This is a genomic window from Nonomuraea sp. NPDC005730 (genome assembly GCF_040630865.1).
Taxonomy (GTDB): domain Bacteria; phylum Actinomycetota; class Actinomycetes; order Streptosporangiales; family Streptosporangiaceae; genus Nonomuraea.
The window spans coordinates 33275-46239 of the sequence record NZ_JBEXYK010000007.1 but is presented as its reverse complement, the minus strand read 5'-3'; the positions used below and the strand labels follow the sequence as shown (position 1 = coordinate 46239).

The following is a 12965-nucleotide window of genomic DNA, read 5'->3' as shown; positions in this document are numbered from 1 at the left end:
CAGTCACGCTACGCCGCACCGGGGCCGCACACAAGGGACCGCTCAGCCCAGGACGGCCGGCCGCAGCTCGTCCTCGCACCACTGGCGGAAACCGGTGGGCGTGGTGGCGTCCGGGGTGCGCGGCTCGGCGTTGTCCAGCCCCTGGTTCTTGGCCTCCATCATGTCGGCCATCCCCTGGGCCATCGCCTCCGACCTGCCCTGCTCGGCCATCATGGCCCTGAACGCCGCCATCGGCACGTGCCGCAGGCCGACCGGCCGTCCCAGCACCTCGGACATGATCCGCGCCATGTCCTCGCCCGACACGTCCTCCGGACCGAGCACCGGGACGTCGGCCCGCCCGGTCCAGCCGCGGTCGAGCAGCAGCCCGGCGGCCACCGCCGCGATGTCGCGGGTGGCGCAGGCGGGAGCCTTCAGGTCACCGTGGATCGGCGAGAAGAACACGCCCTGCTCCCTGATCACCGCCGCCTGGTCGAGCAGGTTGTCCATGAACGAAGGCAGCGTCAGGGCCCGGTAGTGCACGCCCGTACCGGCGATCAGGTCGTCCATGGCCAGCGAGGCCGTCACGAGACCGGCGTTCAGCGGCAGGCCGCGGCCCAGGGCCGAGACCCCGACCACCCGGCCGACCCCGCGGCGCACGAACGCCTCGCAGGCCGGACGGCTGAAGTCCAGGTAGGCGGCGTCGAGGCTGACGGCCCGCGGATTCGGCGGAACGACCCAGAACACGGCGTCAGCGCCCGCGAACGCCTCCTCCACGACGCGGGCGTCGCCGTGCGAACCCGGCACGACCTCCACCCGCTCCCGCACGGGCGCAGGCAGACGGGCCGCGTCCCGCACGACGACGCGGACCGGCTCGTCCGCGGCCAGGACGAGGTCGAGAACCTGCCGGCCGATCCGGCCGGTGGGCGTGGTGATGACGATCAAGGAGAACTCCAGGGGGAATCGGGGATGTCGTGCTGGGGGGCACGGCCAGTCAACCGAGCGCGGCGGCGAACCTGAAGGACCGATCCGATCACCATTGATACCCTGCGGATATGAATGACCTGGAGGTCCGCGAGCTCCGCTACTTCGTGGCCGTGGCCGAGGAGCTGCACTTCGGGCGGGCCGCCGAGCGGCTGGGCATGGCGCAGCCCCCGCTGTCCCGGGCGATCCGCGAGCTGGAACGCCGGCTGGGCGTGCGCCTGCTGGAGCGCACCACGCGGCAGGTCACGCTCACCCCGCCGGGCGAGGTCTTCCTGCGCGACGCCAGGATCGCCCTCGACGCGGTCACCGCGGCGGCCCGCCGGGTCCGGCACGCGGCCCGTCCCGAGCCGGAGCTCCGGGTGGCGCTCAAGGCCGACTACGACGCCGGGCTGCTGCCGCGGATCCTCGCGGCCTACCGCGACGAGGAGGGCGCGCTCCCGGTCGAGCTGCTGCTGGGCGGGCGCAACGAGCAGGCCCCCGCCTTGCGCGACGGCCGGGCCGACGTCGCACTGCTGGCCACCCCCTTCGACGGCCGCGACCTCGACACCGAGCCGCTGCTGAGCGAGCCCCGCCTGGTCGCGCTGTCGGCCGCCGACCCGCTGGCCGCCCGGCCCGTCCTGGCCATGGCCGACCTGGCCGGGCGGCCGCTGCCCGACGGCACCCCCGCCGAGCGGGACGGCGCCGAACCCCTCCCCGGACACCGGCCGCGCCGCACCGGCCTGGACCTGGCCCAGATCTGCAACCTGGTGGAGCTGGGCAGCGCCGTCTGGTTCGTCCCCGTCTCGGTGGCGCGGCGCCACCCCCGGCCGGGCATCGCCTACCGGGAGGTCGCCGACCTGTCGCCGTCGGTGCTGGCCGTGGGGTGGCCGCAGGGGTCCCGCTCACCGGCCGTGGCCGCGTTCGTCCGCGCCGCCGTCGCCGTCGCGGTGGGTCTGGGCCCACTTCGTACGGGGGCGTAGCGGGATACCGGGGGAGGGCTCTGGAGCCGTACGTTCTCCCAGGTCGGGCGGCACCGCCCGGGAACCGGAGAAGACAGACGTGACAGCCCGATGGGGTGCCCGACATCACCAAAAGGGGCAGCCTGGCACAATTGGCGCCGTGCCGAAGGACGCTGGCAGGTGAGATCTCCCGCGAGGGGCGAGCCCCTGCGCTGGGGCGCCGAGATCGTGCTCGGGCTCTGCCGCTCGGCCGTCCTGGTTCTGCTGACCTGCCTGATGCCGATCGTCGGCGTCGTCGTCGGCCACTTCGGCGCCGAGCTGGCCTACTCCTGGTCGGCGAACCTGACCGCGCCCCCGTTCGTCGTGGCCCTGGCGCTGCTAGGGGAGACGCTGGTGGTGATCCTGTGGATCGCCGTGGCCCTGTGGGTGGTGCACCCGCTGACCAGCCGCACCTTCAGCCAGGCCGCTCGCCGGCTCGCCGCGCGCTGGCTCGGCCTGCGCATCGAGGTCGCCTACCGCACCCCCTCACCGGTCACCCGCATGGCCACCGGCCACTGGTGGGACGGCGAGGAGTACCACAAGTCCGAACGGGAGGCCCGGCGCCGCGCCCGGATGAACGCCCGCTTCCACGACCCCCAGCTGCACTGGGACGGGCTGTGGTGCGTGCTCGCCGGGCTGACCGTGCTGCCGGTCGCGGCCCTGCCGCTGGTCGGCCTGGCCGGCGGCGTCCACCTGACGCTCGTCCCCGGCTTCCGCGGCCTCGGCATCGCCCTGATCGTCGCCGGACTGGCCGCCGCGCCGTTCGCGTGGCGCGTCCTCGGCCCCCTGGCCGGCCGGTTCCTCGGCCCGATCCCGGACTCGCGGCTCGGCCGGCGGGTGGCGGAGCTGGAGGCCGTGCGCGCCGACCTGACCCAGACCCAGGCCGCCGAGCTCGAACGCATCGAGCGCGGCCTGCACGACGGGGCCCAGGCGCGGCTGGTCGGCATGGGCATGTCGATGCAGGCCGCAGAACACCTCCTGGAGACCGACCCCGCCGCCGCCCGCGCCATCCTGGCCGACGCCCGCGCCTCGTCGATCGCGGCGCTGGCCGAGCTGCGCTCGCTGGTCCGCGGCATCAACCCGCCGGTGCTCACCGAGCGCGGCCTGGTCGACGCCGTCCGGGCCCTGGCGCTCGACGCGCCCGTCGAGGTCGCCGTACGCAGTTCCGTGCCCGCGCGGCCCGAGCGTCCGGTCGAGTCCGCGGTCTACTTCGCCGTCGCCGAGCTGCTGGCGAACGTGGCCAAGCACGCCCGCGCCACCCGGGTGACCGTCGAGCTCGGCTACGAGCCGCAGGCACGGACACTCACCGCGACCGTCACCGACGACGGCGCCGGCGGCGCGACCGCGTCCTCCGGCTCCGGACTGGACGGCGTCAGGCGCCGGATGGCCGCCTTCGGCGGCCGTCTGGAGATCGACAGCCCCCTCGGGGGTCCCACCCACGTCTCAGTGGCGGTGCCGTGCGAATTGTCATAGCCGAGGATCTCTTCCTGCTCCGCGACGGGCTCGTCCGTCTCGTCCAGGCGTACGGGCACACCGTCGTCGCGGCCGTCGACTCCGGGCCCGCGGCGCTCGAAGCGCTGGTCGGCAACCGTCCCGACGTGGCGATCGTGGACGTACGGCTGCCGCCGACCTTCTCCGACGAGGGGCTCCAGGCCGCGCTCGCCGCCCGCCGCGAGGTGCCGGGCCTGCCCGTGCTGATCCTCTCCCAGCACGTGGAGCAACTCTACGCCCGCGAACTGCTGGCCGACGGCCAGGGCGGCGTCGGCTACCAGCTCAAGGACCGCGTACTCGACGCCGGCCAGTTCATGGACGCGCTCGTCCGCGTCGCCGACGGCGGCACGGCGCTCGACCCGACGGTGGTCGCGAAGCTGCTCGGCCGCCCCGCCCACGCCGACCCCCTCGCCACCCTCACCGAACGCGAACGCTCGGTGCTCGAACTGATGGCCGAGGGCCTGTCGAACGCGGCGATCGCGGCCCGGCTGTTCCTCAGCGAGGGCGCCATCAGCAAGTACACGACCACGATCTTCGCCAAGCTCGGCCTCGCCGCCGACGACGACACCAACCGCCGGGTGCGCGCCGTCCTCACCTACCTGGGCGCCACCGGCCCCTAATGCTCGGCGACGCGCTCCGCCCGGGACGGCAGGAGCAACGCGGTCACCACCACCGCCACCGACAGGACCGCGCCCACCACGAACGCCAGCCGCATGCCGCCGAGGGTCGCCAGCGCCTGCGTGAGACCCTCGGCCCGCAGGGTGTCGGCCCGCGCGCTCATCACGGTGACCACCAGCGCGGTGCCGATCGCCGCGGCGACCTGCTGCAGCGTGCTCAGGATCGAGCTGCCGTGCGGGTACAGGTGCGGCGGGACCGCCCCGAGGCCCAGCGTGAAGACCGGGGTGAACGTCGCGGCCAGGCTCACCATGAGCAGCGCGTGCAGGCCGAGCAGCTGCCAGTAGGGCATCGTCATCGTGACCTGGGTGAACCCGGCCAGCGCGAGCATGATCCCGATCGCGCCGGGGATGACCAGCACCCGGCCGCCGTGGTTGTCGAACAACCGGCCGACGGCCGGGCCGAGCAGGCCCATCGCCAGGCCGCCCGGCATCACCAGCAGCCCCGTCTCCAGCGGGCTGAGCGCCCGGACGTTCTGCAGGTAGAGAGGCAGCAGGATCATCGACCCGAGCATCGCCATGAAGGCCACCGACATCAGGACGAGCGCCACCGTGTACGTGCGGTGGCGCAACGTGCGCAGGTCCATCAGCGGCGCGCCGCGCCTCTGCAGCACGAGCTGGCGCACCACGAAGACGGCGATGGTGACCAGCCCGGCCGCAGTGATCGCGGAGGCGACGCGCACGTCCCCGCCCTCGAACCGGCTGAGCCCGTAGACCAGGCCGCCGAAACCGGCCGCCGCCGTCACCACGCTGAACCAGTCGATCGTGCCGACCTCGGGCTCGCCGGTGTTCCTGAGCTGCCGCAGGCCGCTCCACGTGATCAGCCCGGCGATCGGCAGCACCACCGCGAACAGCAGCCGCCACGACCCGAAGTGCAGGATCACCCCGGAGATCGCCGGCCCCATGGCCGGGGCGACGGAGATCGCCAGCGTCACGTTGCCCATCACCCGCCCCCGGTCCTTCTCCGGCACGACCTGCATCAGCGTGGTCATCAGCAGCGGCATCATCACGGCCGTGCCGGACGCCTGGACGATCCGGGCCCCCAGCAGCACCCCGAACACCGGCGCGACCGCGGCCAGCGCCGTGCCCAGCAGGAACAGCCCCATGGCGGTGGTGTACGCCGTCCGGGTGGTGACCCGCTGCAGGAACCAGCCGGTGATCGGGATGACCCCGGCCATGGTGAGCATGAAGGCCGTGGAGAGCCACTGCGCGGTCTGCTCGGTGATGTGCATGGCGTCCATCAGCCGGGGGATCGCATTGATCATGATCGTCTCGTTGAGCACGACCACGAACGTCGCCAGCACCAGCAACCGGATCACGGCGGGCGTACGCCCCGAACCGGCGGACACGCCCTCGGTGGATGATTCGAGTTGTGGGCTGGACACGGTACCTCTATCGGTCTGGGGCCTGACCTCGTCACGGCCGGCCTGGCGGTTGTCGGTCTCGTCAGCAGTCCTCGTCACCCCCATACTGACCACCCCCACCGACGAAACTCATCGCCGCGTCCCGCCGGCCCTGGATCCTGGCCCCGGATCCTGGCCCTGGATCCGAACGGTCACCGATCGCCGGGTACACGTACCCCTCCTCGGCCATCTCCTCCAGGTCGCTGAAAAGCTCGATCGCGTCCGGCAGCCGCAACGTGACCTCGGCTCCACCGTTGATGTCCAAGATCGGAGTACCTCCGTACCGGAAATGGTCATGCGCGGCCTTGCAGCGGAACCGTGGCGGAGGGGGAGCTGAACGTGCTCACGGTGGCGCGAAAGTCCGCGGGCTCGGTGTCGCCGCACCTCGGGCTGAATCACTGCCCGGAAAGCAAAATGTGGAGGCCCGGTTGAACCGGTGCCTCCACATGTGTGAGGTGTGTGTCCGAGGGGGGACTTGAACCCCCATGCCCATCACTGGGCACTAGCACCTCAAGCTAGCGCGTCTGCCTATTCCGCCACCCGGACTTGGTGCCTGCACGCGGGACCGTCATCTCGCGTCGGCTCCGTAAGGTTAGCAAACTCTGGGGGGTGAGTCATACCAAGTATCGGCACAGGGGAGAGGTGCCGCCTCTCCTGCGGCTCGCCGCCGGCCCCGCCGGACCGTCCGGATGACCCTCCCAGGTGTCTTCCGTGAAGCGGGCCCGCGTGTCCTTGGCCATTTTCGGGGTCTCTGCTGAAAAGCCCTTGCGGCAACTTTGGGTGCTGCTACGGTTACGGATCGTTGAGGGGTGAGTCCACGGACCGGCCTCACGACGTGAGGCCGGTTCCGGAAGCTGGGAGGTCACGTGGCACGCACGAAGGTCGGGCAGTCGAGGGCGTCGTCCCTCGCTGTGCGCCGCGTGCCCACGACGCTCCCGGAGCAGGACACGACCACCGAGCGGGCCGACCGGATGGCGCGGTTCGCGGCCGGTGCCCGCAGGGTTGTCGTGCGGGCAGTCACCATGGGCGCCCTCGTGGCGGCCGGATGGCTGCTCGCCGTCGTGTTCGGAGCCATGTCCGCCGCTCCGGCGGCCGCGGATGCCACCGTGGCCACCACAGGAGCCGCCGACGCGGCCCCCGCTCCCCTTTCGGTTCCCGCCTACCTCTCGGCGTCGGACAACGCCGAGGCGATGGCGGGCCGCACCGTGGACGGTCTCAACAGCCAGCAGGATCCTGGTCTGCCACCACCATCCTCCGCCGGAAAGATCTTGGACACCGATGGACTGGTGCCCAACGGTGGTGGCAGCGGCCCGTTCGGGCCCGGTATGGGGGATGTCGCGAGGTCCGGTGTCGACCCGCGGCTGCAGTACCAGTCCGCCGTCATGGCGCGCGTGCTGCCCCCCGTCGTCCGCACAGCGGCGGACGACCCTTCCTTCTCACCTGACTGATCCCGCCATCTCAACACGCCCCGGACGTCCCGTCCGGAGAGCGACGGCGGAGCGTGGTCAGATCCCCTCCGCCGGCGGGTGAGACGTCAGTCAACCTGTTCGCGAATCCGAGGCCACCGTTGTGTGCGACCTCGCACGGCCTCGGCTGCCCGCGAACCGTTTCAGGTATCCCCCCAAGAACCACTAGGAGCATTCACCATGCGTACGTGGGCTAGAGCATCTACTCCTGCGGCCCTTCTGGCGGTCGCGGTCATGTCGTTCGGCAGCAGCGCGGCCATCGCCGACACCTCGGGGGACTCCTCCGTCGGCGGCGGCAACCAGGTCAACCTGCCGATCAACCTGCCCATCGACATCAGCGGCAACGCCGTCGGCGCGGCCGGCCAGTCGTCCGCCGGTTCCCAGGGCGGTGCCTCGGTCGAGAACGTCGGCCCGAGCGACATCCCCAACCGCACCTCCGGAAACTCCAGCGTGCTGGGCGGCAACCAGGTCAACGCGCCGATCACCGCGCCGCTGAACGCCTGCGGCAACGCGGTCTCCCTGTTCGGCAAGTCGGACGCGGGCTGCCGGGGCGGCGCGACCGTCCACAACAAGGGCAAGGGCGGCGCCGGGGGCAACCAGACCTCGGGCGACTCCAGCCTCATCGGCGGGAACCAGCTCACGGCGCCGATCACGGCTCCGATCAACGCCTGCGGCAACGCGCTGGCCATCTTCGGCGACGCGACCGCGGGCTGCAAGGGCGGCGCCTCCGTGCACAACAGCGGCGTCGGCAACGCGGGCGGCAACCGTACGTCCGGGCGCTCCTCCGCGCTGGGCGGCAACCAGGTGATCGCGCCGGTCAACGGGCCGATCAACATCTGCGGGAACGCGGTGGCGGTGTTCGGCCGGGCGTTCGCGGGCTGCCAGGGCGGCGCCAGCGTCACCAACTCGGGCGGCGGCGGCTGGCTGCACCACATGGCCGCGCCGGGCTCCACGGGCAACGACACCGACGGGCGTTACGGCGCGGGCAGCGGCAACCAGGTGATCGCCCCTGTCACCCTGCCCATCACGGCCTGCGGCAACGCCGTCGGCAACGCGGTGGCCAACTGCCGCGGCGGCGCGACGGTGCTGAACACCCGCGCCGGTTCGGGGGCGGGCGGCAACACCACCTCCGGGCGTTCTGGCGTGCTGAGCGGCAACCAGGTGATCGCGCCGATCACGGCTCCGATCAACGTGTGCGGCAACGCGGTGGCCGCGTTCGGCAAGGCGTTCGCCGGGTGCAGGGGCGTCGTCTCGGTCAAGAACGGCGGCCGGGGCGCCGGCGGCAACCACACCTCCGGGCAGTCGGGCGTCGGGGCGGGCAACCAGGTCGTGGCCCCGATCACCGCGCCGCTCAACGTCTGCGGCAACGCGGCCGCGGTGCTCGGCGCCTCCACCGCCCACTGCAAGGGTGGCGCGGCCGTCTGGCCGCACAACGGTGTGGGCGGCGGCGGCAACACCACCTCCGGGCGTTCTGGCGTGCTGAGCGGCAACCAGGTGATCGCGCCGATCACGGCCCCGGTCAACGTCTGCGGCAACGCCGTGGCCGTGCTGGGCGACGCCGCGGCGGGCTGCCTGGGCGGCTCGCACGTCGGCAAGCCGGGCAACCCGGGCGGCGGCTACAACCAGTTCCTGCGTTCCACCGGCCACCAGGCCGCGGCCAAGAGCGGGCTGCTGCCCGCGGTGCCCGCCGTCCCGGCGCTCAACGGTGTCAACGGCACCGGCGCCGTGCCCGGGCTGCCCGACGTCGGCGGCCTGCCGAAGGCGGGCGGCCTGCCGGTTCCCGGCAACGTGACGCAGCAGCTCCAGGGTTCTGGCCTGCCGATCGGCGGCGGCCTGTCCTCGTTGCCGCTCGTGGACGACGCGTCCAAGACCCTGGGTCTGCCCGCCCTGCCCGAGCTGCCCGGCCTTCCCGGCCAGGCACAGGCTCCGGCGCAGGGTCCGGCGCAGGCCAGGCCCGGCGAGGTGGACATGCCGGCCAGGTCCTGGGAGAAGCGGGTGCCCGTCCGGCCCGGCAAGCGTCACATGGCCGACAGGTCCGACAACGTGCGCAGGGGGCCGGGCCGCCCCTCGTCGCCGCTCTCCCCGGCCACCGACCTGCTCTCCTCCACCCCGGTCGGCGGCGCCGTGACCTCCGCCACCGGCGGCCTGCCGGTCGGCAACCTGGGCCTGATGAGCGCCGCCCAGCCCGCCGGTCTCACCGGGATGAACTCCAGCTCGCTGCTCGCGCTGCTGCTCGGCTCGATGTTCGCCGCCTCGGCCACGCTGTTCGCGACCGCCCGCCGGTTCCGGTTCGGCCGTAAGTAGATATACGGCATAGGTCGGTAACCACAGATACCGCTACCGCTCCACCGCCTGGGAGCGGTAGGCGATAGATGCTTTGCCCGTTCCGGGGGCGCGGCCCGGAGCGGGCAAAGCCATGTCCAGGCTCAGAGCGTGCTGCGGACACGGATGACCTTGCGTCGCAGCCGTACGTGCCGGCTCCCGTCGGGGTGCACCCGCACCCGCGCGAGCTCCCACTGGCCGTACTCTGCGTGTTCGGTCAGCAGTTGACGTGCGGCTTCGCGAGTGAGGTCGCGCGGAATGAAGATATCCATGTAGGAGTAGTCGAGCACAACGATTAGTCTCCAGGGTGAGTCAGGGCGCCATGCCGCTCGATGGGGCTTATTCTGCGTGCTTGTGGGTGGACCCGGAAGCTAGTGGGTAGCCCGGGGGAAGGAAATTTCCGCGAGTCGGGTTACCTTTCAGATCTATGCCGACTCCCGGCAGGGGGATTGCAAGCGAACAGTGAGGTAGGAAGCAGCGTGCCAGCCAAGAACGGCAGCTCCGGCGGAACACGCCTGGTGATCGTCGAGTCGCCCGCCAAGGCGAAGACGATCGAGAAATACCTCGGCGCCGGCTACACGGTCGAGTCCAGCATCGGCCACATCCGTGACCTGCCGGAGCGGGCCGACGACATCCCCGAGGCCTTCAAGAAGGAGTCCTGGGCGCGCCTTGGCGTGAACGTCGAGCACGAGTTCGAGCCGCTGTACGTCGTCAACCCTGACAAAAAGGCGCAGGTCAGCAAGCTGCGGCAGCTGTTGAAGGGTGCTGACGAACTCTACCTGGCCACTGACGAGGACCGGGAGGGCGAGGCGATCGCCTGGCACCTGCGCGAGGTGCTCAAGCCGACCGTGCCCGTCCACCGCATGGTGTTCCACGAGATCACGCCGCAGGCGATCCGCGACGCCGTCGCGAACCCGCGCGACCTCAACCTCCGCCTGGTCGACGCCCAGGAGACCCGCCGCATCCTCGACCGGCTCTACGGTTACGAGGTCAGCCCGGTCCTGTGGAAGAAGGTCAAGCCGCGGCTGTCGGCCGGCCGGGTGCAGTCGGTGGCGACACGGCTGGTGGTGGAGCGTGAGCGGGAGCGCATGGCGTTCACCTCCGCCCACTACTGGGACCTGCAGGCGCTGTTCGACTCGGGCAAGCCCGAGGAGCGGCCGCGTGACTTCACCGCGACGCTGACCTCGGTCGACGGCAAGAGGGTGGCCCAGGGGCGCGACTTCGCCAGCACCGGGCAGCTCAAGACGGCCGGCGTGCTGCACCTGTCCGAGGCCGCCGCCGGTGAGCTGGCCGGTCGGCTCCAGGGCACGTCGTTCTCGGTCAGGTCCGTCGAGCGCAAGCCGTACACGCGCAAGCCGTACGCGCCGTTCCGGACGACCACATTGCAGCAGGAGGCCAGCCGGAAGCTGGGCTTCTCCGCCAAGTACACGATGCAGGTCGCCCAGCGGCTGTACGAGCAGGGCTTCATCACCTACATGCGTACCGACAGCATCACGCTGTCGGAGACCGCGATCGCCGCCGCCCGCTCGCAGGCCATCAAGCTCTACGGCGCCGCGTACGTGCCCGACAAGCCGCGCGTCTACAGCAGCAAGGTCAAGAGCGCGCAGGAGGCCCACGAGGCGATCCGGCCCTCCGGCGAGGAGTTCCGCACGCCGGGCGAGACCGGGCTGTCCGGCGACATGTTCCGCCTCTACGAGCTGATCTGGCAGCGCACCGTCTCCTCGCAGATGAAGGACGCGGTCGGCGAGTCGATCAGCGTCAAGGTCGGCGGCCGTTCGGCGTCGGGCGAAGAGGTCGAGTTCAGCGCCTCGGGCCGGACGATCACCTTCTACGGGTTCCTCAAGGCGTACGTGGAGGGGGCCGACGACCCCTCGACCGACCGCGACGACTCCGAGAAGCGGCTGCCCAACCTGGCCGAGGGCGACGCGCTGACCGTGTCGCGGCTCGACGTGGCCGCCCACTCCACCAAGCCGCCCGCCCGCTACACCGAGGCCTCGCTGGTCAAGGAGATGGAAGACCGCGAGATCGGGCGGCCCTCGACGTACGCGTCGATCATCGGCACGATCCTCGACCGCGGCTACGTGTTCAAGAAGGGCACCGCGCTGGTGCCGTCCTTCCTGGCCTTCGCCGTGGTCAACCTGCTTGAGCAGCATTTCGGCAACCTGGTCGACTACGACTTCACGGCCGAGATGGAGAAGGTGCTCGACGACATCGCCAACGACCGCGCCGAGCGGGTGCCCGAGCTGCAGCGTTTCTACTACGGCGCGGGCGACGGCGACGAGGGCCTGAAGGAGATGGTCACCGACCTCGGTGACATCGACGCCAAGGAGATCAGCTCGTTCCCGATCAAGGGGACGGACATCGTCCTGCGGGTCGGGCGTTACGGGCCGTACCTGGACAGAGACGGCGCGCGGGTCAACGTGCCCGAGGACACCACGCCCGACGAGCTGACGGCGGAGAAGGCCGAGGAGCTGTTCTCGCGGCCGACCGGCGACCGCGAGCTGGGGCGCGACCCCGTGAGCGGGCACATGGTCGTGGCCAAGGACGGCCGCTACGGGCCGTACGTGACGGAGATCCTGCCCGAGCCGGCCGAGGACGAGACGCCGAAGAAGCGGACGAAGAAGGCAGACGCCCCCAAGCCGCGCACCAGCTCCCTGTTCAAGACGATGTCGCTGGACACGATCACCCTCGACGACGCGCTCAAGCTGCTGGCCATCCCCCGGGTGGTGGGCGAGCTCGACGGCGAGGAGGTCGTGGCGCACAACGGGAAGTTCGGGCCGTACATCAAGAAGGGCACCGACTCCCGCTCGCTCACCTCGGAAGAGGACCTGCTGACGGTCACGATCGAGCAGGCCAAGGAGCTGTTCGCGCAGCCCAAGCAGCGCGGCCGGCGGGCCGCGGCGGCGGCGCCGCTGCGGGAGCTGGGCGACGATCCGGCGTCGAAGAAGCCGGTCGTGGTCAAGGAGGGGCGTTTCGGCCCCTACGTGACCGACGGCGAGACGAACGCGTCGCTGCGCAAGGGCGACACGGTCGAGGACATCACCATCGAACGGGCCGCCGAGCTGCTGGCCGAGCGCCGCGATCGGGCGCCCGCGCCGAAGAAGACCACGCGCAAGGCCCCGGCGAAGAAGACGACCGCGAAGAAGCCGGCGGCCAAATCGTAAGTAGCATCGACGTGTGATCGTGCTGGTCTTCGTCGCTCTCGTCGTGGGGGCGCACTTTTATCTGTGGCATCGGATGGTGCGCTCCGCGACCCGCCCCGGGCGTGCCCGCAAGGCGCTGACCTGGGGCCTGGTCGGGCTCGTCCTGCTCGTGGTGGCCGCGTTCGCGGGCACGCGGATGGAGCTGGGCAACTGGCTGACCTGGCCGGGCTACCTGTGGGTGGCGCTGATGTTCTACCTCGTGGTGTTCCTGCTGGTGCTGGAGGTGCCGCGGGCCGTCGCGTCGATGCTCATCCGCAGGGGCGAGCGCAGGGCGGTGGCCGCCAAGGAGCCGGTCCCGGTCGTGGCGAGCCCGGTGCAGGAGCCGGTCCCGGCGGTGGCGTCCGCCCCCGCGCCGTCCGAACCCGCCACTGAGCCCGCCACTGAGCCCGCCACTGAGCCCGCCACTGAGCCCGCCACTGAGCCCGCCACTGAGCCCGCCACTGAGCCCGCCACTGAGCCCGCCACTGAG

10 protein-coding genes, 1 tRNA gene and 1 pseudogene are annotated in these 12965 nt (G+C 71.6%); 7 read left to right on the top strand and 5 right to left on the bottom strand.

Annotation, left to right across the window (positions count from 1 at the left end; all coding sequences use genetic code 11):
- Positions 1 to 42: 42 nt before the first annotated feature.
- On the bottom strand, positions 43 to 921 hold the full coding sequence (locus ABZ444_RS12215) for an NAD(P)H-binding protein (protein ID WP_357994991.1): 879 nt from the start codon (positions 919 to 921) through the stop codon (positions 43 to 45).
- A gap of 110 nt (positions 922 to 1031) precedes the next feature.
- Between ABZ444_RS12215 and ABZ444_RS12210 the strand changes: the two genes are divergently transcribed.
- From ABZ444_RS12210 to ABZ444_RS12200, 3 genes are all read left to right on the top strand, one after another.
- Entirely contained in the window at positions 1032 to 1919 is an 888-nt protein-coding gene (locus tag ABZ444_RS12210) for a LysR substrate-binding domain-containing protein (RefSeq protein ID WP_357994990.1), read from the top strand.
- A gap of 159 nt (positions 1920 to 2078) precedes the next feature.
- Positions 2079 to 3410, top strand: a complete 1332-nt coding sequence (locus ABZ444_RS12205) for a histidine kinase (protein WP_357994989.1) — start codon at positions 2079 to 2081, stop codon at positions 3408 to 3410.
- Complete coding sequence (locus ABZ444_RS12200; RefSeq protein WP_357994988.1) at positions 3395 to 4048, top strand: response regulator transcription factor; 654 nt, start codon at positions 3395 to 3397, stop codon at positions 4046 to 4048. The genes ABZ444_RS12205 and ABZ444_RS12200 overlap by 16 nt, the downstream gene beginning before the upstream one ends.
- On the opposite strand, the gene ABZ444_RS12195 is transcribed toward ABZ444_RS12200, so the two are convergent.
- From ABZ444_RS12195 to ABZ444_RS12185, 3 genes are all read right to left on the bottom strand, one after another.
- Complete coding sequence (locus tag ABZ444_RS12195) at positions 4045 to 5487, bottom strand: MDR family MFS transporter (RefSeq protein ID WP_357994987.1); 1443 nt, start codon at positions 5485 to 5487, stop codon at positions 4045 to 4047. The genes ABZ444_RS12200 and ABZ444_RS12195 overlap by 4 nt on opposite strands.
- A gap of 61 nt (positions 5488 to 5548) precedes the next feature.
- Positions 5549 to 5770, bottom strand: coding sequence for a hypothetical protein (locus tag ABZ444_RS12190; protein WP_357994986.1), 222 nt, complete (start codon positions 5768 to 5770; stop codon positions 5549 to 5551).
- Positions 5771 to 5965: 195 nt separating this feature from the next.
- Positions 5966 to 6051, bottom strand: a tRNA-Leu gene (locus ABZ444_RS12185).
- A gap of 320 nt (positions 6052 to 6371) precedes the next feature.
- Here ABZ444_RS12185 and ABZ444_RS12180 point away from each other — a divergent pair.
- Positions 6372 to 6953: a hypothetical protein gene (locus ABZ444_RS12180; RefSeq protein ID WP_357994985.1), complete on the top strand. Its 582-nt coding sequence runs from the start codon at positions 6372 to 6374 to the stop codon at positions 6951 to 6953.
- A gap of 198 nt (positions 6954 to 7151) precedes the next feature.
- Complete coding sequence (locus ABZ444_RS12175; RefSeq protein WP_357994984.1) at positions 7152 to 9275, top strand: chaplin family protein; 2124 nt, start codon at positions 7152 to 7154, stop codon at positions 9273 to 9275.
- A gap of 122 nt (positions 9276 to 9397) precedes the next feature.
- Here the strand turns inward: ABZ444_RS12175 and ABZ444_RS12170 are convergent, their stop codons facing one another.
- Positions 9398 to 9583: a DUF5703 family protein gene (locus ABZ444_RS12170; RefSeq protein WP_125641854.1), complete on the bottom strand. Its 186-nt coding sequence runs from the start codon at positions 9581 to 9583 to the stop codon at positions 9398 to 9400.
- 189 nt (positions 9584 to 9772) lie between these two features.
- Here ABZ444_RS12170 and topA point away from each other — a divergent pair, with 189 nt between their 5' ends.
- Together topA and ABZ444_RS12160 are read left to right on the top strand one after the other, a co-directional pair.
- Positions 9773 to 12457, top strand: a complete 2685-nt coding sequence (topA, locus tag ABZ444_RS12165) for a type I DNA topoisomerase (RefSeq protein ID WP_357994983.1) — start codon at positions 9773 to 9775, stop codon at positions 12455 to 12457.
- Positions 12458 to 12470: 13 nt separating this feature from the next.
- A pseudogene (locus ABZ444_RS12160) lies at positions 12471 to 12965 on the top strand (metallophosphoesterase); the annotation flags it as partial.